This is a genomic window from Thermostilla marina (assembly GCF_054657455.1).
In genome coordinates this window covers 4,208,562-4,231,911 of sequence record NZ_BAAHYR010000001.1, presented here as the reverse complement: position 1 = coordinate 4,231,911, position 23,350 = coordinate 4,208,562, and the positions used below count along the sequence as shown (strand labels likewise).

Annotated in this window: 18 protein-coding genes and 1 riboswitch; of the genes, 15 read left to right on the top strand and 3 right to left on the bottom strand. The window is 61.0% G+C overall.

Going from position 1 to position 23,350, the window contains the following annotated elements; all coding sequences use genetic code 11:
- Positions 1 to 33: 33 nt before the first annotated feature.
- Positions 34 to 1,407, top strand: coding sequence for a PhoPQ-activated pathogenicity-related family protein (locus tag ACYQ2I_RS15330; protein WP_460167904.1), 1,374 nt, complete (start codon positions 34 to 36; stop codon positions 1,405 to 1,407).
- An 11-nt stretch (positions 1,408 to 1,418) separates the two neighbouring features.
- On the opposite strand, the gene rlmN is transcribed toward ACYQ2I_RS15330, so the two are convergent.
- On the bottom strand, positions 1,419 to 2,492 hold the full coding sequence (gene rlmN, locus ACYQ2I_RS15325; RefSeq protein WP_460167903.1) for a dual-specificity RNA methyltransferase RlmN: 1,074 nt from the start codon (positions 2,490 to 2,492) through the stop codon (positions 1,419 to 1,421).
- A gap of 226 nt (positions 2,493 to 2,718) precedes the next feature.
- On the opposite strand from rlmN, the gene ACYQ2I_RS15320 reads away from it, so the two are divergent.
- From ACYQ2I_RS15320 to ACYQ2I_RS15310, 3 genes are all read left to right on the top strand, one after another.
- Positions 2,719 to 3,432: a hypothetical protein gene (locus ACYQ2I_RS15320; protein ID WP_460167902.1), complete on the top strand. Its 714-nt coding sequence runs from the start codon at positions 2,719 to 2,721 to the stop codon at positions 3,430 to 3,432.
- 19 nt (positions 3,433 to 3,451) lie between these two features.
- Positions 3,452 to 4,450 carry a PfkB family carbohydrate kinase gene (locus ACYQ2I_RS15315; RefSeq protein WP_460167901.1) on the top strand — a complete coding sequence of 333 codons (999 nt, stop codon included), beginning with the start codon at positions 3,452 to 3,454 and terminating at the stop codon, positions 4,448 to 4,450.
- 197 nt (positions 4,451 to 4,647) lie between these two features.
- Positions 4,648 to 5,361: a 3-keto-disaccharide hydrolase gene (locus ACYQ2I_RS15310; RefSeq protein ID WP_460167900.1), complete on the top strand. Its 714-nt coding sequence runs from the start codon at positions 4,648 to 4,650 to the stop codon at positions 5,359 to 5,361.
- Between the two features lie 150 nt (positions 5,362 to 5,511).
- Here the strand turns inward: ACYQ2I_RS15310 and ACYQ2I_RS15305 are convergent, their stop codons facing one another.
- Positions 5,512 to 6,639 carry a GNAT family N-acetyltransferase gene (locus ACYQ2I_RS15305; protein WP_460167899.1) on the bottom strand — a complete coding sequence of 376 codons (1,128 nt, stop codon included), beginning with the start codon at positions 6,637 to 6,639 and terminating at the stop codon, positions 5,512 to 5,514.
- A gap of 528 nt (positions 6,640 to 7,167) precedes the next feature.
- Between ACYQ2I_RS15305 and ACYQ2I_RS15300 the strand changes: the two genes are divergently transcribed.
- A complete protein-coding gene (locus ACYQ2I_RS15300; RefSeq protein ID WP_460167898.1) occupies positions 7,168 to 8,811 on the top strand; it encodes a M28 family peptidase in 1,644 nt (547 codons plus the stop codon).
- A gap of 32 nt (positions 8,812 to 8,843) precedes the next feature.
- Here ACYQ2I_RS15300 and ACYQ2I_RS15295 read toward each other — a convergent pair whose 3' ends face one another.
- Positions 8,844 to 11,723 (bottom strand): outer membrane protein assembly factor BamB family protein, encoded by a 2,880-nt coding sequence (locus ACYQ2I_RS15295; protein WP_460167897.1) that lies wholly within the window; start codon positions 11,721 to 11,723, stop codon positions 8,844 to 8,846.
- A gap of 392 nt (positions 11,724 to 12,115) precedes the next feature.
- Here ACYQ2I_RS15295 and ACYQ2I_RS15290 point away from each other — a divergent pair, with 392 nt between their 5' ends.
- The 10 genes from ACYQ2I_RS15290 to cobS all read left to right on the top strand — a co-directional run bounded on the left by ACYQ2I_RS15290 (position 12,116) and on the right by cobS (position 23,348).
- Positions 12,116 to 12,808 (top strand): GntR family transcriptional regulator, encoded by a 693-nt coding sequence (locus tag ACYQ2I_RS15290; protein WP_460167896.1) that lies wholly within the window; start codon positions 12,116 to 12,118, stop codon positions 12,806 to 12,808.
- Positions 12,809 to 12,817: 9 nt separating this feature from the next.
- On the top strand, positions 12,818 to 13,273 hold the full coding sequence (locus ACYQ2I_RS15285) for a DUF423 domain-containing protein (protein WP_460167895.1): 456 nt from the start codon (positions 12,818 to 12,820) through the stop codon (positions 13,271 to 13,273).
- A gap of 1,052 nt (positions 13,274 to 14,325) precedes the next feature.
- A complete protein-coding gene (locus tag ACYQ2I_RS15280; RefSeq protein WP_460167894.1) occupies positions 14,326 to 16,248 on the top strand; it encodes a PAS domain-containing hybrid sensor histidine kinase/response regulator in 1,923 nt (640 codons plus the stop codon).
- A gap of 225 nt (positions 16,249 to 16,473) precedes the next feature.
- A complete protein-coding gene (locus ACYQ2I_RS15275; RefSeq protein WP_460167893.1) occupies positions 16,474 to 17,739 on the top strand; it encodes a C45 family autoproteolytic acyltransferase/hydrolase in 1,266 nt (421 codons plus the stop codon).
- A gap of 38 nt (positions 17,740 to 17,777) precedes the next feature.
- The gene (locus tag ACYQ2I_RS15270; protein ID WP_460167892.1) at positions 17,778 to 18,656 is read left to right on the top strand and encodes a tetratricopeptide repeat protein; all 879 of its coding nucleotides are present in this window, start codon (positions 17,778 to 17,780) and stop codon (positions 18,654 to 18,656) included.
- A 156-nt stretch (positions 18,657 to 18,812) separates the two neighbouring features.
- Entirely contained in the window at positions 18,813 to 19,916 is a 1,104-nt protein-coding gene (locus ACYQ2I_RS15265) for a glycoside hydrolase family 172 protein (RefSeq protein ID WP_460167891.1), read from the top strand.
- Positions 19,917 to 20,077: 161 nt separating this feature from the next.
- A riboswitch (cobalamin riboswitch) is annotated at positions 20,078 to 20,259 on the top strand.
- 122 nt (positions 20,260 to 20,381) lie between these two features.
- Positions 20,382 to 20,981, top strand: coding sequence for a histidine phosphatase family protein (locus tag ACYQ2I_RS15260; protein WP_460167890.1), 600 nt, complete (start codon positions 20,382 to 20,384; stop codon positions 20,979 to 20,981).
- A 24-nt stretch (positions 20,982 to 21,005) separates the two neighbouring features.
- Complete coding sequence (gene cobU / locus ACYQ2I_RS15255; protein ID WP_460167889.1) at positions 21,006 to 21,557, top strand: bifunctional adenosylcobinamide kinase/adenosylcobinamide-phosphate guanylyltransferase; 552 nt, start codon at positions 21,006 to 21,008, stop codon at positions 21,555 to 21,557.
- On the top strand, positions 21,550 to 22,620 hold the full coding sequence (gene cobT, locus ACYQ2I_RS15250) for a nicotinate-nucleotide--dimethylbenzimidazole phosphoribosyltransferase (protein ID WP_460167888.1): 1,071 nt from the start codon (positions 21,550 to 21,552) through the stop codon (positions 22,618 to 22,620). Before cobU ends, cobT begins: the two co-directional genes overlap by 8 nt.
- Entirely contained in the window at positions 22,617 to 23,348 is a 732-nt protein-coding gene (gene cobS, locus ACYQ2I_RS15245) for an adenosylcobinamide-GDP ribazoletransferase (RefSeq protein ID WP_460167887.1), read from the top strand. The genes cobT and cobS overlap by 4 nt, the downstream gene beginning before the upstream one ends.
- Positions 23,349 to 23,350 lie beyond the last annotated feature (2 nt).

Sequence of the window (23,350 nt, the reverse complement as noted above, 5' to 3'; positions counted from 1 at the left end):
GTTTGGGCTGCATCCTTTCTTGGGAGATCGCCGATGTCCGTACGCCGGCTCGTGACGATGGGGTTCGTCGTGATGTGTATTTTCGTCCTCGGAGCTTCCGTGTCGCTCGCGGGGGCCTTGGAAGATTACGTTCGACGTCCCGATGATTCGTTTGCCTGGAAGCACGTCGCTTCGATCGAGCATCACGAATGCCGCGTGCACGCACTTCGGTTGACGTCGCAGACGTGGCGTGGGATCGAGTGGAAGCATTGGCTGTACTTGATCGTGCCGCCGAATCGGACGGTCAACGACGGCGCCGTCCTGTTCATTACCGGTGGTTCGTCGAAAGACACGGATCCGCTGACCGGCGCAAAAGACGTGGATCGTTTCGTCCCCATCGCGAAAGGCGTCGGCGTGCCGGTCGCAATTCTGCGGCAAGTGCCCAATCAGCCGCTGTTCGACGGTTTGTACGAAGACGACATCATTTCCTTGACATTTGCGAATTATTTACGCGACGGCGACACCGATTGGCCGCTGCTGTTGCCGATGGTGAAAAGTGCGGTTGCCGCCATGGACGCCGTCCAAGCGTGCGCACAGGCAAAAGAAAACGCGACCATCGAGCGGTTTCTCGTGACCGGTGCCTCGAAACGCGGTTGGACGACGTGGCTCACCGCGGCGGTCGACGATCGCGTGTGCGGCATCGCGCCGATGGTCATCGACGTCTTGAACATGCCCGCGCAAATGAAACGCCAGTTGGCGAGCTATGGTGAGTACAGCCGTCAAATCATGCCGTACACGAAGCGGGGAATCCAAGACGCCATGCAGACTGCGGCTGGCGAACGGCTGACCGCGATCGTCGATCCGTTCACCTACCGCGATCGTTACACGATGCCGAAGTTGGTGCTCTTGGGGACCAACGATCCCTACTGGACGGTCGATGCCGCGTGGGAATACTTTCCATCCGTGCCGGGTCCGAAGGTCCTCTTCTACCTGCCGAACGCAGGGCACGGATTGGGCGGCGGGATCGTGCCCACGTTCACGGCGTTCGTCGACGCCGTCTTCAGCGGGAAAACGCTTCCCGAGGTGACGACCCGCTTGGAAGACGACAACCGACGCTTGATCGTCGAATGGACCGGCGAGAGGCCGACCGGTGCCGTCTTGTGGTCGGCCGAAAGCGACACACGCGACTTCCGCGAATCGCGATGGAACGCGACAAACGTGCCGATCGAAAACGGGCGTTGTGTCGTCGTCTTGGAGACGCCGCGAAAAGGTTACCGCGCGGCGTTCGTCGAGTTGCGATTTGAAGGTCGCACCGGGAGTTATGCCCTCTCGTCACTGATGAGCGTCGTGCCCGCGGCGTTTCCCTATCGAGTCGAAACCGGCGAGGACGGCAAGCCGCGCATCGTGCCCGACAATCGGCTTCGTTGACGGTAGCTTGCTCAAAGACCATCGGCGGCCGCCGAGCGGCGCAGTTGGCCGCACGCAGCGTCGATCTCATCGCCTTTGCGATGCCGGATCGTAACCGTCACGCCGTTTTTCGTGAGGATTTCGGCGAAGAACCCGACGGACCGGCGATCGGGCTTGCGATACGGCAACTCACGAATCGGATTGTACGGGATCAGGTTTACCAGTGCGTTTCGACCACGCAACAGATCTGCCAATTCGGCGGCGTGTTCCGGCCGGTCGTTGATATCGGCGAGCAATACGTATTCGTAGGTGACTCGCCGCCCCGTCTTTTCGAAGTAGCCGTCGGCCGCTTCGAGAATGGCACGAATGCCGACCTTGCGATTGACGGGCACGATTTCGTTTCGCAGCCGATCGTTCGGCGCGTGCAGCGAGACCGCCAGGTGATAAGGGGCGTCGGCCTCGGCGAGCCGACGGATTCCCGCGGGCAGACCGACCGACGAGATCGTGGTCCGCCGGGCGCTGATTCCCAGCCCCTTCTTGTCGGTAGCGACGGCCAACGCAGGAAGCAAGTTCTCCAAGTTCGCCGTCGGTTCACCCATGCCCATCACGACAATGTGGCTCAGCCGTTCTTCCGGCGACAACAATCGTTTGAATTGCAGGATCTCTTCGAGGATTTCGCCGGTGGTCAAGTTGCGCTCGACGCCGTCAAGGCCGCTCGCGCAGAAGACACAACCCATCGCACAACCGATTTGCGTGCTGATACACACTGTGCGGTTGCCCTTGTCGTCCCGCAAAAGCACGCATTCAATTCGCTTTTGGTCGTGCGTTTCGAGTAGTAGCTTTTCGGTTCCGTCCGAGGCGGTGCGGTGTGTGATCACCCGCATCGACCAGACGGCGAACGTCGAGGCCAGCTCTTCACGCAACGACTTGGGCAAGTTCGACATCTCCGCGAAGTCGATGCCGGGCGAATCGTACACCCAGCGCAGGATCTGGCCGGCGCGGAAGCCGGGCAATCCCCGCTTCGCGCACCAAGATTTCAGGCGTTCATGCGAATAATCGAGCAGATGTTCCACCGGTGTCCTCGCCGCGGAGAGTTCACTTGCCATCAACTCATTCTTTCGCCCTCCGCCTCGAAAGCCAAGGGCATCATGCCGTCGCAAGGGTGGAGGAAGCCGAAAACGCTCGCAGCCGCTGCAATGAAATGCGGCCAGTTGCCCCTCCCAAAAGAGGCTTGTCCGGTCACGAGCGAATCGGGTATTTTACTGGCGACAGGGTGACGCCCGTCAGAAATGGTGGTTGTTCGACCCGCATTTCATTGGAAGGGAGCGAGCCATGAGCCGACCGCCGGAAGCGTATACGCAAATGCCGGAATTTCCCTCGCAACCGGTCGAACCGCCGCAACAGGGGATGTCGCCGGGGGCGAAAACCTTGTTGATCGTCTTGGCCGTGCTTGGCGGACTCGCGGTCTTGTGCTGCGGCGGATTCCTTCTTGTCAGCGGTTGGTTCGGCTACAAGCTGGCCCAATCGGCAACGGAAGATCCTGCCGAAATCGTCAGGATCGCGCAGTCGATTTGTCCGCACGAGCTGCCCGACGGATTTCGACCCGACGTTGGAATGGACGTCGATTTCCCGTTCGATATGAAAATGGCAAGCTTTGTCGACAAGCAACAGAAGGGGACGATTACCTTCATGCTTGTCGACGTAACTCTTGATGACGCGGCCGGTGATGTCGACACGAGCGAGTTCGACGTTCCCGGGCAGGAAGTACTTGGTGATGCCGAGTACCGCGTTTTCTTACAAGGAACGTTCGTGCCGGTGAATGTTGTGGAAGACGAGGATTTGGGCACGTTTACGGCGGTCGCCCAACGCGATGACGGCAAGCACCAGGCGACGGTCGTGATAGAGCTCCAGCTCGAAGCCTATCCGGAACCGCGGCCGATCGTCGAGGAGTTTTTGCGGTCGATCAACCGAAAGGCCGGCAAGAACGAGGATATCCGCAACCCTACCTACCTGTCGCCGGAAGCGGAACCTGCGACGGCCGAGTAGACGGTGGTCGCTGCAATTCGTGAAGCGTCGTAGAGATTGTGCCGTCGATCGAGTCGATGGCCGCGATTGGGGGGAACTTGTGCCGGTACGTTGGGACGTGTTGGGAGTCGGCGCCGTAGCGGTCGATGACGTATTGTACGTGGATGGGTTCCCGCGCCCGAACGAAAAACGGCGTGTGTCGCGGGTTGTTCGTCGGTGTGGTGGACTGACGGGGGCTGCCCTTCTTGCGGCCGCCGCCTGGGGCGCAAGATGTCGCTACGGCGGGCGGTTGGGGACGGACGATGCCTCTCGATTCGTGGCGAAATGCTTTCGCAAATTCGGCGTCGAAATCGATGAAAACGCGCGGTCGCCGGAACACTCGGCGGCACACTCGACGATTCTGGTCGACACGTCGTCGGGCGATCGTACGGTATTGGCGCACCCCTGCGCGGGGTTGGGACCGATTTTCGGCCATCCGACCCGGGATGAGATCCGATCCGCCGGATGTGTCTTGGTCGATCACCACAGTCCGGATGAAACGTTGGCGATTGTGGAAACGGCACGCAACGTGGGTGTGCCGGTCGTCGCCGACCTGGAACGTCGTACCGAAGGGCCGTTCGAGGAAGTTGCCGCTCGCATCGATCATTTGATCATCGGGATTCGCTTCGCACGCGAATTTCTCGATCGGCCCCGTGCGACGGCGGCCGAGTTGGTAGACGCCTTGTGGACCGACGACCGTGTACTCGTCGCGATTACTGAAGGCGAAGGCGGATGCACGTTTCGCATGCGAGGCGAAGACGGAATCATGCATCAGCCGACGGCTCGGGTCGCGTCACGCGACACGACCGGTTGCGGCGACGTCTTTCACGGGATCTATGCCGCGGCCGTTGCGTGCGGCCAAAGTCCCGCCGCCGCGATTCGTCTTGCGACGGCCGCCGGGGCAGCCAAGGCGATGGGGCCGTCGACACCGCATGCCGTTCCGTTGCGGCACGACATTGAAGGCGTGCTTGACGACCTGCCTGCGGCGAGGCTATTGTGAGGTTCCGGTCGTCAGGCGGCCGACAAGCCGCCGCACGAACCGCCCGTCGCAGCGCCCGTGTGGCGTCGAAGAGGCTGTCGAACACGGCCGGTGTGTCGAAAAGCCGGCACCGAATTTCGGCAACACGCGGTGAGCGTTTTCCTGCGAATGTTCCCCGTTTGTCCCCCTGGAATCTGCTTCCGCAGAAGGAGACCGTGATGAAACGAACGTTGTTTTTCTGCGCCGCCTTGTCGTTTGTGTTGGGCGGCGTCGCTGACGTTTGGGCCGCCGACAACGAACTGACCGATCAGGAGAAGAAAGAAGGTTGGATCTTGCTGTTCGACGGCAAGAGCTACGACGGCTGGATTTGCAATAACGGCAAGCCGGTCGCCTCGCCGATCGAAGACGGTTGCATGCAGCCGTACAAGTCGGGCGGCTACATCGTCATCTACAAGAAGCCGTTTTGTGACTTCGTGCTCAAGTGTGACGTGAAAATGTCGGACCCGTGCAACTCGGGTATCTTTTTCCGCATCGAGGATCCGAAGAATCCGGTGCACACCGGCTTCGAGGTCCAGGTGGCCACCGGCGACGGCACGTCGTGCCATGACTTCGGAGCGTTGTACGACATCGTGCCGCTGAAGAAAAACGCCGCCAAGAAGCCCGGCGAATGGAATCACGTCGAAATCCGCGCCGAAGGTCCGAACATCTCGGTGAAGGTCAACGGCGAACTCGTCTGCGAGATGAATTGTGACGAATTCGACGAACCCGGCGAGCGGGCGATTCCCGGCGATCACAAGTTTCAGCTCAACGGGCAAAAGCGGGCGATCAAGGACTTCGCCCGATGCGGCTACCTGGGCTTCCAGGATCACGGCCATCCCGTTTGGTACAAGAACGTGAAGCTTTTGCCGCTGGACAAGAAAGAGAAGAAATAGCGGTAATCTTGGTCGCCGGATGACCGAAATCGGCGACAATCGTAACGACATCATCGAACACGGAGGCGACGTTCGCGTCGGATGACCGGCGGCGGGCGTCGCCTTTCGTCATGCGCCGATTCCGAATCGCGGACACCGAATCCGGACGGATCACGCACTACGCCGCAACGCGAGTTCGAGCGGATCGACAAAGCGATCGGTGAACCAACGTTGCATCCGCAATAGGCGGCCGCGGAATGTCGGCGCAAAACTCGTGTACCGGAAACTCGTCGTGCGGCGGGTTTCCCAAGGCCGCTTGCTTTCGAGGTATCCCGTTCCCATGTCGATGCGGCGATCGCCGCGCCGGAACGAATCCTCGATCATCATCGCACGCAGGATCGTGCCGGGGCCCAGGGAGGCGTATGCCGGATCGAATCCCGTCCGCAGGCCGAAGATGGTCCCGTTCCAGTAATAGTTGTACGTGAAGGCGATCGGCTTGCCGTCGAGTCGCAACAGGTTCACGTCGAGGCAGCCGTCGCGGGCGGCGATCTCATGAAGTTCCGCCAGGAATTCGACGATTCGCGGGTGCGAGAGTACGTAGTTTTCAGGGGTGCAGGCTTGTCTGGATCGGGCGGAGATGTCGACGCACGCCTCGAACAGATCCCACCGTGGGTTCTGCCCGTCGGCCAGCCCTCCCTCGGGGCGATAGCGTTCGAAGTCCACCTCGCCGGCCGCTTCGATTCGCCGTCGCAAACGCCTTAGGTTTTCGCGGAATTTCGACGGTCGCGTCGCCAGGTACGATTCCCAATCGCCGTCGAGATCGATTACCGATCCATGCATCCACGGTTGCGCGTGGGGCGACAGGTCGTTCATCGCCATGGTGCGGGGTGTGCGATTGCGGTCGCTTTCGGGATCGGTCCATCGCAAATCCACGACATCCCAATCGCAGCGGCGGTCTCGCAGGTGACGCATGACGGCGTAAAGAATCGCCGTGCGTTGGATTCCGATCGGCCCGAACGACGTTCCCCAATTGTCCAAGGGATAGGTGAGTACCCGCACGGGACCGAAGCGGGATGGTTCCACCCGTAGTTCCAACGGCATGATCCCCACCGGTTCATCGCCCGAATAGGCGATCAGTACGCGCAATTGCTTGCCCTTGCCGAAATATCGCCAGTATGTTTCGAGCCAGCGGTAGCGTTGAAAGAACGAGGCGTCGGGCATTTCCAGCAGCAACGATCGCCAAGTCAGCCGATATTCGGCCAACCGGTCCAAGTTGTCGATCTCGATGACGTGCAACATGGGGTGTCGAGCGATCGTAAGTGACGGATGGAAAGATACGCTTCGCCGGCGGCAAGGCTTGAATGCATGAGACAAGCGTGCAAATCGCGTGCCCGGTCGCGCGAAAGCATCCTCTTCAATTGTGGGTTACCGAACGCGTCGGCGACGTATCGTTTTTGGGGCTTGTTGCCCGGCGATTCGAGACGCCCTTCGGCATCCTGCTACACGAAATATGCCTTGCGAACAGCACGAATGTCGCCGAAAGGCAACACCCTTGTTGCCGTTTGACGACGCAGGTGATCGGATCGCGTCACTTCGGCAGGGTTGATCGGTCGGGCAAGCGAAGCAAGGCGGTGGGCGTTTGGTCGGCGGGATAAACGGTGCAGATTGCGATGTTCGTTATGGAGCCGAACACGTCGATCATCGCGGACGTTCGGTCGTGGAGATGCCTTCCGGCCGCGTGGCGGCTATGATGTAGATGGCCTGCCCATCGTGTTCGAGGTGACGATCGAGGGCCGGATTCGCAACGTACACGCAAGGTCATCGTTGATGAACGAGAGAACGAATCGGTTCGAGGTTCGACGGCAGCGATGCGCCGTGGCGATCGTGCTGTCGACGGTGGTCGCCATTCTATTGCCGGAACGGGGCGCACTTGCCGATGCGAATGGCGACTTGGCCGCTGCCAGGGCGTCGATCGCGCAGGCCGACTTGATGCGAGGGGTCGCTTACTTGGCCTCCGACGAGTTGGAAGGTCGCGAGGCGGGAACATCCGGCGGACGCCGAGCGGGCGACTGGATCGCGGCCCGCCTGACCGAACTCGGACTCACGCCGGCCGGAACGGAAGGCTACTTTCAGCCGTTCGGCAACGACTATCGGAACGTGCTGGCCTATCTGCCGGGATCGGATTCTCAGGTCGGCGAAGAGATCATCGTCGTTTCGGCCCACTACGACCACATCGGCTACGGCACGAAAAAGAACACGCGCGACGGTCCCGGTAAAATCCACAACGGAGCCGACGACAACGCCAGCGGCACGTCGACCGTCTTGGAACTGGCCGAGGCGTTGATGCAATTGCCGTCACCGCCGCGGCGGAGTTATCTGTTTGCCTTGTGGGATGCCGAAGAAAAGGGCTTGCTCGGGTCGAAACACTGGGTCGAAAATCCCACTCTGCCGCTCGAGCGGGTCAAGCTGAATGTGAATGTCGACATGGTCGGCCGCCTGCGCGATGCGAAGCTTTATATGTACGGCACGCGGACGGCCGCGGGACTGCGAAGTTTGGCCGCCCGCGCGAATCGCGATAACGCGTTGGAATTACTGTTTTCGTGGCGCTATCGCCGCGACTCGGACCATTATTCCTTTTGTCGGCACGGCACACCCGCTTTGTTGGTGCATACGGGACTACACGACGACTATCATTCCGCGACCGACGATCCCGACAAGATCAACGCCGCGGGAATGGAATTGATCGGCAGGATGTTGTTCGATGTGCTCATCGAGTTGGATGCGGCTGAAGAGTTGCCTGACTATCGCCCGGCCGCCGAAAAGGAGTCCGACGCCGTTTTCAAGTCGTTGATCGAGGCGCCCGCCCGTTGGCGAGGACGCCTCAAGGTCAGGGTACAGGCTGATGACGGCAACGGGGTGATCGTCGTCGGTACCGATCCCGATTCGCCGCTCGAGAAGGCGGGGATCCGGCCCGGCGACCGCATTCGCAAGCTCGGCAAATTCGCGATCCAGGATCCGATCGACCTGACGGCCGCGGGACTGCTGGTGGATCGCGAGGTCGGACTCGTGTACGAACGGGAAGGCGAGGCCCCGCGGACCGTGACGATCGTGCTCGAGGGAGAACCGGTGCGGCTGGGGATCCAGTGGAAACCCGACGATGCCGAGCCGCACGCCGCGCTGGTGACCGGCGTGTTGCCGCATTCACCCGCCGCCCGTCTGGGGATCGAGCCGGGCGATTACGTCTTGGAAGTCGCCGGCACCCCGTTGGAGTCGGCGTCGCGATTACCGGCGTTGGTGCGTGCCGCGGGTGAGTCGCTTTCGATCACCTGGGAGCATAACGGGCGCATCCATCGTGCCCCGGTGCCCAAGCCGGGCGAACCGACGAGCGATACCGTTCGCAATGTTGTACCGCGTACCCGCGATGCTCTACGCGGGGAACTCAGCCGGCCCGCGTTGCAACAGGCGGGTTGAAGGTCCAGTGCTTGCGTTCGGTAGGTAATGCCTCAGCGGGCTTCTTTGGGACCGAACGCGATCACGGTGCCGCTGCGCAGCACGGTGACGATTCGTCCGCTCCGATCGACGGCAATCGACCAGCGAATGGGTGCCGAAGGCAACGGCCGCGCCCACGCGATCTGATCGCCGCGGCGTGCGACCAGGGCCCAACCGTCGTCGGTGTGTGCCGTGACCAGTTCGCCGTCGGGTGTGCGCACGACCTCGGGAGGCCACTGCGTCGAGGCGTCGTACACGGGAGCCTCGGGGACGGAGTAGAGGGGCTGACCGCCCACGATCACGCGATTGTCGACGATCTGCAATTCACGGCCACGCGGGGCGGTGCTTCCGGGCGTCGGCACGGGGCGATTCAGGCATTTTCCCGTTGCCGTGTCGAAGACGCCGGGGGAAAGGTAGTTGCCCCCGGCAAGATACAACTGCTCGCCGAACAAGAGCAGATCGCCTTGGCACGCCACACCTCGCCGTGATGCCGCGTCGAGATGTCCGGCCGTGTGGTTTTCCCAAAGCGGTGCGCCCGACTCGAGTTCGAGGGCGTAGACATGCGTCCCGTCGAAATCGTGCATTCCTGCGGCGCAGTAGACGACGTCGTTTTTCACGACGACCGGTGCCGTCGCGGGCCACGTCGATTGCAGGCGATCGTACACGAGAATACGGCGCAAAGCGGGGCCGGCTCGAAATCGCCACAACGCCCGGCCGGTCGCGGCGTCGAAGCACCACACGTAGCCGTCGCCGCCGCCGATGACGGCGCGTCCGGCGGCGATGGTCGGTGGATAGAAGACGGGGCCTCCGATCCAAGCCGTCCAGACGACGTTCCCCGTCCGGCTGTCGAGACATCGCACGTGTCCGTCGCGATCGGCCAAGAAGATGCGGTCTCCGACGCAAACCGGCGCGGTCGGTTCGGCCGTCGGGTTCAGATGGGCCGACCAGAGTTTCTCCGGATCGGCCGGAAGAACGACGTTTGTTCGCGCCGATCGCTGCGGATCGGCCCGGTACGTGGGCCAGTCGCTCGGCTCGGGGACGACACGCTCGGTGACGCCGTCGGCGAATACTTCGCGACTCGTCGGACCGCTTTTCGCATCGAAAGAGAAATCGCCCGCCGGTGCCAAGCTGATCGCACCGAAGGTTTGCAAATCGCAATCGCACACCCAGGGAACCCAATACAGGCGTCCGTGGGCGATGATCACGCCCACGTTGCACGAGGGACGCATCGGCGAGATCCAGCGAACGTCGCCTTCGTCGGGCACGATGCGGCCGGTGCCTTCGAACGCGCGGAAGAAGATGCTGTCGCACGAGCCTGTCGCGCGGGTGCAGGCCCGGCGCTTGATCGGCACGCGAGCCAGCTCTTCCCCCGTCGCAGGATCGAGCTTCAGCGATACACCTTCGGTCAGGTTTTGCGGACCGATGGCATACAGGCCGTCGTCGCGCAGGACGATCTGGAAATCTTTCGCCGGTCGCTGCCACAACAGTTTACCGGTCGCGGCCGAAATGGTGGTCAACCCGTTCACTTGAGGGCCGAGGATATACACGGCAAGGTCCGACGCCTTCATGTAAGCCGTGCTCTTCCAACCGCTGATGTAGCCGTGCCCCGGTCGATACGGCCCGATCGCGTCGAACACTTCCGGCGACGTTTGCGGCGTGCAACGCCACAATTCGCTGCCGTCGTCCGTCGAACGGGCGACAAGGTAGTTTCCGAACGAGCCGTAGAAAATACGTCCTCCGGCCGTGCACACCGTGCGGGCATCGATCGAGGGCGATTCGTGGATGTGCCAACGCACCGATTTGCTACGGACATCGATGGCGACGAGCGTATCACCGAAGCCCCATTTGTATTCCTCGGCGTTGTAGTCCCGCGAGATGCCGTTCCACGGCCAGCCGTGTTGCGTGCGCTTCCAGCGGGCGACGGCGTCGAGCGGTTCGTCTTCGCCCACCAACGCATAGAGTGTACCGTCGAGCAGGGCGATCCATTTCCAGAAGGATTGCGCTGCGATTTCGCGAGGAACAGCGATCTCGTCGATCGTCTCGCCGGTTGCGGCGTCCAAGACCTTGCAACGGCGGCCTTCGGCCAAATACAGCACCGACGGCGTGGCGACCATCATGCTGCGATCGACCATCAGGCCGGGCGGCAATGGACGTTTCCACAACATCAGGCCGTTGTAGCCGTCGACGGCTACCAGTGTGTTCAGCCATGGTTCTTCCCGCTGATGCCACGCGACGTGGCCCAACGCCATGAACACTCGGCCTCCGGAGGCCACCGCCGACTGGGGCGCCGGTGCGTAACGCGGATACGCGACGAATTGCGTCCAAAAGGGGGCTTTCGCAATCCGATCGGCCGATTGGGTGAAATTGTCGGGCGAATGATAGTGGTGCGACCAATCGTCGATGCCTTCAGGGATCGGCTTTCGCCGAAGATTGCCGCCGATCCACAGGGCTCCGCCGGGACGAACGGTACGCAAGGCTTCTCGCTCGATTTCAGAGGTGGGTTCGCGCAGCACGATCGTCAGGTTCGCAAGACCGTCGGCCGCGGCGATCCGTTCTTCCAGCGAGTATTCGAGGAACAATCGGGTGCGATTGACGTGCGCCGAATCCGCCTTTCGGCTCAATTCGACGTATTGCCGAAAATCGGCAAGTTGAATCAGCAATTTCCCTTCGCATTCTCGGGCGAGCGACACGACGGCGTCGAGCTGATCGGCGGGAATGCGTTCAGCCCAAACGACCGCGATCGCGGGCTCGGAAAGCGTTTGTTGCAAAAGTGTCGCGACGTTTGCCGTTTCCGACCGGGCGCTCGATGGGAAGACGACGACCGCGACGATCGCCCAAATCGCAGCGAGAAAGACCGAAAACCGGCACGATCGAGGGGGGCTTGCAATGCGCATGGTAGGTTCTCCCGCGAGAATGGTGGGTGACGGTACAGAGGTGAGAACCCGGGTGCCGATCCAAGAGGGCACCGCCATTATGTGAACGCAACTGCCCTCGCGCCAAGCTTTTTTTATCGTGGAAGAAAGCGTTCGCCGAGCGTCACAGGGTGGCGGGTAAAAAACCTATGGAATCAGGTGGTTCCCACTATCTAGCGGGGAACGTTTTTTGTTATCATGACAGCTACATCTCGTCGACAATGTTTCTGCCGATCGACAAAAAGAGTCCGCCCGGATCTCGGGAAAAACGATAGATCGGTCACATACGATTGGGAGTCGTCGCAATCGTCGTATCCTGGGCGGGTTGTGCTCTTATCGTACGATTCGGCATCGATGGAAGGTACGGATACGCCATGGCTCAAACGCGCGTCAAACGCCAGTCTATCCGCGAGCAGGTTCGCGATTTGATCTTGCACCGCATCGCCACGGGCGAGTTTCCTCCGGGCTTTCGGATTGTCGAAGCGAGGATCGCCGAAGAAGTCGGTGTCAGCCCGATTCCGGTGCGGGAAGCGATTCGCGAATTGACCGCGTTGGGCATGTTGGAATGTTCGCCGCACAAGGGTGCCCGAGTGCGGGAAGTGAGCATGGAAGAGACCATCTACGCCCTGGAAGTTCGCGCGGCGTTGGAATCTCTCACAGCCAAGACGGCCGTTCCGCTACCCGCCGACAAGATGGAAGAACTGGAAGAGTCGTTCGAAGGTATCTTGGAAACGGCGGCGCAACGCGATTTCATCGGGTTCTTGGAATACAACCAAGTATTTCATCGAACGCTGGTCGAGGCCTCGGGAAACACCGTGGCTTTGCGTCTATGGGAAACGTTGGCGTTCGAGGTCCGGACGAAATTCATCCTCGAGTTTTTGCGTTCGATCGATCCGGTGTTGATCGCCGAGGAGCATCGCGCCGTCGTCGAAGCCGTACGAAACGGCGATCCCGAAGCCGCCTCGGCCGCACTGGCCGCGCACTCCAATAGCCTGATTGCTTACTTGCGAGAAGAGTTCGAACGCCGACAGCGAGAAGAGGCCGACGCAAGCGAGAACGATTCGTGAGGTAATCTCGTGAACGCACGCCAAGCGATCGGATTCGGGGCCTTGTTTGCCGCATTTGCGGTCGCGGCCGCCGCGGCCGGCGCCCATGTGCTCAAGCGCGAAGTGGGGCTGATCGATTATCGGAATTTCGAAACCGCCGTCCGGTATCAACTTTGGCATTCGATGGCCATGGTGTTGGCAGGCTTGGTCTTGGCGGTCGATCCGAATCGCCGTGCGGCCCGATGGTCGGCTTTCGCGTTCTTGGCGGGAACGGGGCTTTTTTCCGGAGGCATCTACGCCGGGATTATCACCGGTGTCAAGGCTTGGGATTATGTTGTGCCCTTCGGAGGCACACTCTTGATCGTCGCGTGGGGGCTGTTGGCCATCGCCGGGTTTCGATTGACATTACCCCGATCGCGTCGCGACGAATCCGCTGGTCTCGATGCAAAACAAGACGATGCTGCCGCAGCGATCAAAGAAGGCTGATTTCCGGTCCGGCTATCGGAAGATCCAGTCGGTGTGTGTGCTGTAGTACCCTGGCTGTTTTGCCCAGCTTCGTTTGCCTGGGACACCCAGATTGCCCCATTGATACGGCTCGACGCCTTGAAAGACCGAGGATCGCGGTACCGGTTGCGGATGCCAGAATCGAGGCCGCACGAGATAAAACGGGTGTCGCGTTACGTAGACCGGTGACGCAACTGCGGGAGACGAACCGGGCTGCACAGTGATTGCGGGCGGCAGGACCGTTTCGGCGCCTTCGGCGGCGGACGCCACGCACATCCACACTAGACCTGCGGCACACGCCCACAGAATGATTGTGCGGATCGCGAGAACAGATGCGAGTCCCTCGTCGTAGGATTTTGGGGTTGTGGTATCACCCTGGGGGGCAGATTTCCATAGAGGGGATCGGAACACGGTCACGACTCCTGACGGGTCGACGTGGGGCGGCACAATATCTTCATCTTCGCGTTCTCTTTTCTTCGACGTTCTTGCTTCGGCGTCATCAAGCTTTCTTGTCGGGGAAAGATTTTGCGACCTGCGGATTAGGCCGCTTTCACCGGTCATGCTGACGGCGCGGGATTTAGGACGCATCCGCCACTGGTAAGTGCGTCGTAACGACGATTCAGGAATCGCTGTCTCCCTTAATCGAGGGGTGGTGATCTGTCGAGTGGTGTTCCCAAAAGATGGGGAGGACACAAAAGCAGGTGGCGGAGGAAAAAGTTGGGCAACTGGGCGGTTCCGGTGGATTTCGTGGCCTATGGTTTTTAAGAAGCGGGGCGCTGTGGGTATCCCTGTGGTGGGGATGCGCACCGAGGGAAGCAGCGTTACGATGACCGCGTTCACACGGAAGCTTTTCCGGTCGCCCACACCAGGCACGGTTGCGAGGACCGATTCGACCTTTGTACGGCGACGGAGGTCGGTTTGCGGGGTTACCGCCGGACGACATGCGGCTGCAACGGCCGTTGTTCCCATAGCGAGTTCGACACATCTTGCGCCCGAGTCATCGGAGGTGAGCGTTGCGTCACCACGAGTCCGCCATGCCGATCGGATGGATGCCGCAATCTCGGTTGCACATCGACCGTCGTTGGGTGTGGATGATCGCCCTGGTTTGGTGCGTTCTCTACATCGGGCTGATGCTCGGTTCGTACTGGGCCGACCCGCAGGTCCGCTCACCGGGCGTGATGGTTGCCGCCGCCCTCGTGTGGCTGGCGGGCATGTCGGGCATCATCTTCTTCGGCTACCGATTTTCGTCGCATGGGATGTTCGCGACGTGTCCTGTGCATCAAACCGAGTGCGGGCTCCCGTACCGTCTGCTCCTCGAATCGGCCAAGACCGGCATGATGGGGTATGACGCGAATGGGCGCATCACCTTCATCAACCGCTGGAGCGAGGAGATGATCGGCTACGGTGAGCACGAACTCGTCGGCCGATCGATTTTCGACATCGTCTGGCCGGAAGATCGTGACAAGGTCAAGCAAGGGTTTTGCGAGTGGCGGTCGGGTAAGGGGAGGACCTGCGAACTTCGCGTCCGGCGCAAGGACGGTTCATACTTGTGGATTCTGACCACCGCCAGCCCGTTGCTCTCGTCCAGCGGACAGTTTCGCGGCGCGATCGTGATGATGACCGACATCAGCGCACAGAAGCGCGTCGAAAGCGAGCTTCGCGAACACGCCAAGGCACTCGAAGAGGCCAATTCGCAATTGAAAGAGTTGCACGAGCGGGCGGCGGCCGCTTCTCGCGTCAAGGGCGAATTTCTCGCCAACGTCAGCCACGAAATCCGCACGCCGTTGACGGCGATCTTGGGCTACGCCGAAACGCTCCTGATCGAAGGCGACATCAGCAAGGCACCGCCCAGCCGCGTGCAGGCGATTCAGGTCATCATGCGCAACGGCCGCTACCTGCTGCGGATCGTCAACGACATCCTGGACCTTTCCAAGATGGAAGCGGGGCGGTTGGACGTCGAACAAACGCAGTGTTCGCCGTTGGGCGTCGTCAGCGACGTCGTTCGCTTGATGCAAGGCAAAGCCGATGCCAAAGGACTGACCTTCCGGACCGAATTCCGCACGCACATTCCGCGCGCGATTCACAGCGATCCCATTCGATTACGGCAGATCTTGATCAACCTGGTCGGAAACGCCATCAAGTTCACCGAATCGGGATCGGTACGAATCGTTCTCTCGTGTGACGAGGGATCGATTCCGCCGACGCTGAAGTTCGAGATCATCGACACGGGCGTCGGCATTCCCTCGGACAAGCTGGAGACGATCTTCGATCCCTTCTGCCAGGCCGATACCTCGGCCCGGCGGCGTTTCGGCGGTACCGGGCTGGGATTGTCGATCAGTCAACGCCTGGCATCGCGAATGGGCGGAAGTATCACGGTCGTCAGCGAAGAAGGATTGGGCAGCAACTTCCAATTGACGTTGCCGATCCGGGTGGCTTCGGGTGAGATCGAGTGGATCGAAAATCCCGCCGCGACGTTGAATACGCTCTTGGCGAATGTCCGCGGCGAGCTGCCCGAGTCGCGAAACATCCCGCTCAAAGGTCGCATCTTGTTGGCCGAAGACGCGTTGGACAACCAACGGCTGATCGCCCACATCTTGCGGAAAGCGGGGGCCGAGGTCGAAACCGTCGCCAACGGTCGCGACGCCGTCAAGCAGGCGCTCCGGGCCGCTCGCGAAGGGGATCCCTTCGACGTCATCTTGATGGACATGCAAATGCCCTTGATGGACGGCTACGAGGCGACTCGCCAGCTACGGCAAGCCGGGTACACGTCGCCGATCATTGCACTGACCGCACATGCGATGGCCGGTGAGCGTGAAAAGTGTATCGCCGCCGGATGCGACGAATACGCGACGAAACCTATCGACCGCGTGACGTTGTTGAATCTCGTTCGGAAGTATGCCGTCGATATCAGCACGTGCGAAAAGATCGCCGTGGACGGCTCAATGGCCGACGGCTGATTCCCAGTAATCGAGCGTTTCATATTGCCTGGTCGCCGCCTTTTTCCGGCGACCGTTGTTTTGCGCATAGCCGTCGACTTGGATGCGTGAAACTTGGCATTTTTCCGGCGCCGCTGGTACCATGAATGCCGAACGGCCGACGGATCGTTTGGTCGCGGAACGCATTGCCGATGAAAACGACCACGATCGGTGACGGCCGACGCTCATCTCGAAGGAGGTTCTCGTATGGCACGGGGGCACATCGGCGGTCGGTTGCATGTGCGGCAACACGCGCGTTGCGTAATCCTCTTGATTGCGGCGGCGGTTTCGGTGACGGTCGGTCGGCAGGTCCCGCCCGTCGCAGCCGGTGAAGATACCGCGATCGAGTCGCCGTATCGTGAGGGAACAAGCGGGCGCGGCGAGCTGCGGTTCGTCGACCGCGTGCCGTTGTTGATCCTTCGCGGCACGCCGCAACAAATCGGGCGTCAAGAAGCCGCGTTGTGTCAAAACGCCGGAAAGGACGTTCTTCTCGAATACCCCAAGCAGCTTGCGGAGTTGCTCGAAATCGACGGCGGCTGGAACGCCTTTGTCGAGGCGGGACGCCGACTGTTGCCGCAGATTCCCGCGCATCATCGACGAGAACTCGAAGCTCTGGCCGAGACGGCGGATATTCCCTTCGATGCGCTGGTGGCCGTGAACACGTTTCCCGACAGCTATCGGGGCATGATGGCGTGCTCGTCGTTGATGGTGGAACCGCCCGCCTCGAAGACCGGCGGCCTCCTGTTCGGGCGAAACCTCGATTTTTTCGCCCATCGAGAGATGTCGCGCTATACGATCGTCAAAGTATATGCGTCCCATGACGATTGCTTCGCGCTTGCCGCGGTCGGATTTCCGGGGATCGTCGGCGTGCTCAGCGGGATGAACGAGAAAGGCCTCGCATTGGCGGTTCACGAAGTTCGAATGTCGGCCGATCGCGCGCCCCAGTTCAACCCCGACGGGGTGCCGTACATGATGGCCATGCGGCGCGTGCTGGAAACCTGCTCGACCTGCGACGAGGCTGCGAAGATGCTCGAACGAATGCCGCGCACCACGCCCTTGAATATCGCGCTGGCCGATCGGAAGACGGCCTGCGTCGTCGAAATGACGCCGAAGACGGTCGCCGTCCGCAGGGCCGAAGACGACATCTGCGTCTGCACGAACCACTTTCGTACCGATCGGCTGGCCTGGATCGTATTCCCGTGGCGGTACGCGATTTTGCGCGAGGCCGTCGAGGCAAAGCCGCTCGGGATCGACGATGTAATCGGCTATCTCGACCGCGTGAACCTGCGGTTCTTGACCGTGCAATCGATGGTGTTCGAGACGACGCCATTGGTTCTCCACCTGGCCTGGGGAAAGACCCCGGCGACGAAATTGCCGTATCATCGCGTCGACTTGAAGCCGTGGTTGACATCCCAATCGAGCAGCGAGGAACACGCGACGGGTTCTCCGCAAGCAACGGCTGTGTTGCGGTGATCGACCGAAAGGCCTTGCGACGTCACCGTCGAGGTCCGATGAGCGAGTTGTTCGACGACAACATGAAGTGCTGGCTCGAGGCCGTCAGCGCCTGGAACGACGGGGTGCCGGCGCGGGCGTTGGCGCTTTCCGATCAGTTGGTTGCCGCCGGGTGGGATACGACCGAACTGCACGCCCTGCGTGCGGAATGCCTGCTGGCGCTGGATCAACCGCAAGAGGCGTTCGACGAAGCCAAACGCGTGGTCGATGATTCGCCGAACGACTTGGGGGCACAGTGGTTGTACGCGGTCGCGGCATGGCGGAATCGGCGTTTGATGTGGGCCCAAGAGGCCTTCGAAAAGGCGATCGAACTTTCGCAGCACGATCCGCGGTTGTGGTTGGAGTACGCTCATTTCATGGTCGTCGAGCGAGGTCCCAAGCTCGCCCTGGCTGCCGCCGAAAAGGCCGTCAAGCTCAATCCCGATTCTCCCATGGCGTGGGTCGTCATGGGCAAGGCCAGGCACCGCATGCACGATCGTAACGGCGCGCGAGAAGCTTATGCCGAGGCGTTGCGACTTGATCCGAATTTCGTGCCGGCCCAATTGGAAATGGCGGCTCTTTTGGAATCCAGCGGCGAAATCGACAAAGCGCTGGCACTGACCGAATTGGCCGAAGGTCATCGAGAAGCCGAGCCGGTCATCGAGGCAATCCGAAAAAGCGCGAAGAGAAAACAAATCGGCCGCTTGCTCGTCGAACGCGGTTTGATCAAAACCGAACCGGATCGCGGTGCGATGCGCGTTCGGCGACAGGTCTTTTGGGGTGTCGTGTCTTGTGCTGTACTTGCGGCCTTGGTACTGGCCGTGTGGGGTGAAGCGCCGGGCGCCGCTGCGATCATTGCCGTCATCGTGTTGGTGGGTATCTTGCGGTTTCTGTCGTGAAAAGGGCGGCATCGAGCATCGTAGCGCGATTTTCTTGCAACCTGCGGATGCGGTAAGCAGAATGACTTCGCCGCCCGGGGCACCGGGTCTCGGGCAGTCCGTCGATACCGTTCGCATAGTGACGGACCGTCGATACTCAAGAAGCGAGGTGTTGCCATGCGCCGAAATGCGCGAAGCCTGTCGGGATGGATTGTCGGTTGTTGCGCTTGTCTGGCTGCGGTCGTGGTCGTGGGCCAACAGCCTGATGTCGTTCACCAGCCGTACCTGCTGGACACCGGATTGGTCTCCCGATCGATCTCGTTCGAAAACCCGACCGGTGCTCCCGGCGAAGGTGGAAAAGCCGCCAGTCGGCTGGGTGTCGGGCGAAAAGGTTCACCCAGTCGGCCCATCAAACCGGGGCAGTCGTATGTTTTGTGCGATATCGACGGGCCGGGGACGATCCGCCACATCTGGTTGACGACCGATCAATCGCCGAAAAACCTCCGTAGCCTGGTGATTCGCGCGTACTGGGAAGGCCAGGAGCATCCCAGCATCGAATGTCCCGTCGGTGATTTCTTCGGGTTCGCACATGGGAAAGTCATGGCATATCAGTCGGCGGTCCATTCCGTCGGCCAGCGGGCGGGAATGAATATCTGGCTGCCCATGCCCTTTACCAAACATGCCAAGATCGTGCTGACGAACGAGACCGACGACGATCATACGCCGCCGATTTACTATCAAATCGACTACACACTGGGCGACAAGCACCCCGACGACGTCGGGCGGCTGCACGTGCTCTTCCGGCGCGAGAACCCCACGACGATCAAGCAAGACTTCGAATTGCTGCCCAAACGCGAGAACAAAGGGCGGTATATCGGCGCCGTCATCGGGATCCGCAATCTGCATCCGAACCGATGGTGGGGCGAAGGCGAAATCAAGGTGTACATGGACGGCGACACCGAATTTCCGACCATCTGCGGGACGGGAAGTGAAGATTATGTCGGCCTCTCGTGGGGAATTCAACAGACGCCGTTCTTGTACAACGGTTGTTCGTTGGCGCAGAAGGAATTCGTGTCGATGTATCGGTGGCACTTGCCCGATCCTGTCGCGTGGCAGAAAGAGGCACGCATCACGATCCAACAAATCGCCTGGGAAAAAGGGCTGACGGAAACGTCGGACGATTGGTCGTGTGCCACGTTTTGGTACGAGCCGACGCCGAGTGCCCCATTACCCCCGTTTCCCGATGTGAAGGCCCGCACGGCCGATATTTGGAGCGATTGACCCGCGCGTAGTTGCGGCAAAGCGAAATGGCATGTTGTCGATCCGCCTCGTGTCGCTTTGGTCAAAAAAGGAAAATCGACAATAGAGACTGCGTTATTCGCTGAATACAGTTTCTTGCTGTGAAGGAAGCCACTTGACGATCGTGTCATGAAAAACTAAATTGCCGCCTATCGAGTGCGAGCGGCCGCAATGGCCCTAACAGGGAAGACGGTGAAAATCCGTCGCGGACCCGCCGCCGTAACCGGGGACGAACGCCGCATCATGCCACTGCCGAACAGGTGGGAAGGCGCGGCTGGTAGGATGATCCGGAAGCCGGAAGACCTGCTCGTGCTCATCGTGTGATCGAATCCCTTCGTGGACCTGAGGGATGACACACTTGCCGCCGCGGACGAACCAGACGTCCCCGGAGCTGTGTTTCCAACAGGTCCGGGGACGTTTTTTCGCGCATGCACGGGACATTGCATCGTGGCGGCAAAGACTCTCATGTTCGTGCGACACGGGGCGACCGGCATTCGGGGCCGTTTCATCGGACGCTCGGATCCGCCTTTGGATCGAGCAGCCGCGAATGAGCTTCTTCCGCTTGCCGAGCGCCTGCGGAAAGCGAAGCCGGATCACGTTTTCTGCAGTCCGGCATTGCGCGCGCGAATGACCCGCGATGTGCTTCTCGACGGCGTCGAAATACCCACAACCGTCGTCGATGACTTGGCCGAAATCGATTTCGGCCGGTGGGAGAACAAAACGCTCGATGACGTGAATTGCGAGGCGAAAGGCACGTTAAAAGCCTGGTTTTCCGGCGAAGCGGGCTTTTGCTTTCCCGACGGTGAATCGACTTCGGCGTTTGCCGATCGCGTGGGAGTCGCACTCGAGGCGATTCTGGCAAGCCGTGCCGCAAGACCGTTGATTTGTACGCACGGCGGAGTGATTCGTGTCGCGCTGTGTCGGCTTCTCGATATTGCCCCCGACCGCCATTGGTGTTTTCGTGTCGATTCACCTTCGTTGACGACCGTACACGTCGAGAACGGTCGTGCCTGCTTGATGGAACTGAACTATCGCGGCGACCGTTAGCAGCCGAGCTTGGGAGGGATGTCGGTGGCACGCACGTACTTGGTGACCGGCGGCTGTCGGAGCGGGAAATCCCGGTTCGCGCAGCAACTGGCCGAAACAATCGGCAAGCGACGAATCTACATCGCTACCGGTGTCGTGACCGACGACGAGATGGCAAAACGCGTGGTACGTCATCGAGCCGAGCGCGACGGTCGCGGCTGGAAGACGATCGAAGCGCCTCTCGATCCGGCCGACGCGGTACGAGCGAACGCCGACTGTGACGTCGTACTGATCGATTGCTTGACGTTTTGGGTCAACAACCTGATGTACGAAGCACAACGCGCAGGAACGACGTCGGGCGAAGGCGAGATAGTTCGTCTTACTCGCGAACTTTGTGAGGCGGCTGCCGAATCGACGGCACAGATCGTCTTCGTGACGAACGAAGTCGGGTTGGGGATCGTTCCGGCGGAGGCCTCTGCGCGAATGTTTCGGGATTTGGCGGGGCGCTGCAACGCCCTTGTTGCCGAGGCGAGCGACGTCGTCGTTTTCGTGGTCAGTGGGATCCCCGTGGTGATCAAGGGAAGTCTCGATGCTTGAACTGAAGGACGTTCTTGGCGCAATTCGCGGTCGTGACAACGCTGCCTGCGAGAAAGCGAAAGCCCGACTGGAGCAGCTCACGATGCCGCATTGGGCGTTGGGCCGCTTAATGGACCTGGCGCTGGATTTGGCAGGAATCACCGGCGATCCGGCGTGGAGTCCTGCCCGCAAGGCGGTGGTTGTGTTGGCGGCCGATCACGGCGTGGCCGAAGAAGGCGTCAGCAAGTATCCGCAGGAAGTGACCCGTCAGATGGTGGCGAATATTTGTACCGGGGGAGCAGGAATCAATGCCCTGGCCGACCAAGCCGGTTGCGAGGTCCGGGTGATCGACGTGGGAGTGGCCTCTGATACGTCGGGTTTTGAAACGACCGGTCGCCTTTGGCGGATGCCGATCGCCCCGGGTACCCGGAACATGACGCAAGGTCCGGCGATGACGCGCGAGCAGGCCGTTGCCGCCGTCGAACGTGGTATCGAAGCGGCCCGCCGCTTGATCGACGAGGAAGGCGTCGACCTGCTCGGCGTCGGTGAAATGGGGATTGCGAACACGACGGCCAGTTCGGCAGTGATAGCGGCGCTGACGGGCAGGGCGCCCGCGGAAACCGTCGGACCGGGAACGGGACTCTCGGCGGAGCAGGTTCGACACAAAGTTGCCGTCGTCCAGCGTGCCCTCGAGGTGAATCGTCCGGATTCGAACGATCCGCTGGACGTGCTTGCCAAAGTGGGCGGTTTCGAGATCGGCGCCATCGCAGGTGTCGTGTTGGGGGCCGCATACTATCGCCGTCCGGTCGTGATCGACGGGTTGATCGCGTCGACGGGGGCCTTGATTGCCCAACGGTTGGCTGCCGCGGCCGCCGACGCCATGATTGCGGCGCATCGCAGCGCCGAACCGGGCCATCGGATCGTCTTGGAAGCTCTCGGCAAGGAACCGCTCCTCGATCTCGGTTTCCGTTTGGGCGAGGGGACGGGAGCCGCTTTGGCGACGAATCTAGTCGATGCCGCTTCGCGGTTGTTGACCGAGGTTCGCACGTTCGCCGAGGCGGCGGTGTCGGAGGCCGAAGCATGATGCGTTTCCTCGCCGCACTTTCGTTTCTCACGATCGTTCCCGTGCGGTTGCGCGACGACGCTTTTCCGTCGCTTGTAGCACGCAGCGTGTGGTGGTTTCCCGTCGTCGGCCTGTTGATCGGTTGTTGGTGCGCCGGAGTGTGGTCGCTCATCGATCCGTTGTTGTCGCCGACTGCCGAGGCGGTCGTGGGCACGGCGTTGTTGGCTGTGGCACACGGCGGGCTACATCTGGACGGGCTGGCGGATACCGCCGACGGATTCGCGGCACCGGTCGATCGTGTTCATGCGTTGGAAATCATGCGCGACAGTCGTATCGGAACGTTCGGCGTTCTTGCCTTGGTGCTGGGGTTGGGGCTGAAAGCTGCGGCGATCGGCGACATGCCGGAGGAATGCGTCCCGTGGGCGTTGGTCGTCGCCGCGGTAAGCGGACGCTGTGCCGTTTTGTGCGTGTCGGCGATTTTGCCGCCTGCCCGCGACGAGGGACTCGGGCGTTTGTTTGCCGATGCGTGTGGATGGAAGACGCTTGTCTACGCCGTCGTGATCGTTTTTGGGATCGGATTTGCGGGGCTTGGTGTTCGCGGAACGGCCGCGGCTTCGGCGGCGGTCGTCGGTACCGGAATCTGGGCGGCGATTGCGTACCGGCGACTGGGTGGCTTTACCGGAGACGTTCTCGGCGCCGCTTCGGAACTTGCAGAGATGATCGTGCTGGTTACTTGTGCGGTACCGTGAGG

Bases quoted from the DNA above. Each gene is read 5' to 3' on its own strand.
- ACYQ2I_RS15330 (WP_460167904.1), top strand. From the start codon at position 34: ATGTCCGTACGCCGGCTCGTGACGATGGGGTTCGTCGTGATGTGTATT.
- rlmN (WP_460167903.1), bottom strand. From the start codon at position 2,492: ATGGCAAGTGAACTCTCCGCGGCGAGGACACCGGTGGAACATCTGCTC.
- ACYQ2I_RS15320 (WP_460167902.1), top strand. From the start codon at position 2,719: ATGAGCCGACCGCCGGAAGCGTATACGCAAATGCCGGAATTTCCCTCG.
- ACYQ2I_RS15310 (WP_460167900.1), top strand. From the start codon at position 4,648: ATGAAACGAACGTTGTTTTTCTGCGCCGCCTTGTCGTTTGTGTTGGGC.
- ACYQ2I_RS15305 (WP_460167899.1), bottom strand. From the start codon at position 6,639: ATGTTGCACGTCATCGAGATCGACAACTTGGACCGGTTGGCCGAATAT.
- ACYQ2I_RS15300 (WP_460167898.1), top strand. From the start codon at position 7,168: ATGAACGAGAGAACGAATCGGTTCGAGGTTCGACGGCAGCGATGCGCC.
- ACYQ2I_RS15295 (WP_460167897.1), bottom strand. From the start codon at position 11,723: ATGCGCATTGCAAGCCCCCCTCGATCGTGCCGGTTTTCGGTCTTTCTC.
- ACYQ2I_RS15290 (WP_460167896.1), top strand. From the start codon at position 12,116: ATGGCTCAAACGCGCGTCAAACGCCAGTCTATCCGCGAGCAGGTTCGC.
- ACYQ2I_RS15280 (WP_460167894.1), top strand. From the start codon at position 14,326: ATGCCGATCGGATGGATGCCGCAATCTCGGTTGCACATCGACCGTCGT.
- ACYQ2I_RS15275 (WP_460167893.1), top strand. From the start codon at position 16,474: ATGGCACGGGGGCACATCGGCGGTCGGTTGCATGTGCGGCAACACGCG.
- ACYQ2I_RS15270 (WP_460167892.1), top strand. From the start codon at position 17,778: ATGAGCGAGTTGTTCGACGACAACATGAAGTGCTGGCTCGAGGCCGTC.
- ACYQ2I_RS15265 (WP_460167891.1), top strand. From the start codon at position 18,813: ATGCGCCGAAATGCGCGAAGCCTGTCGGGATGGATTGTCGGTTGTTGC.
- cobT (WP_460167888.1), top strand. From the start codon at position 21,550: ATGCTTGAACTGAAGGACGTTCTTGGCGCAATTCGCGGTCGTGACAAC.
- cobS (WP_460167887.1), top strand. From the start codon at position 22,617: ATGATGCGTTTCCTCGCCGCACTTTCGTTTCTCACGATCGTTCCCGTG.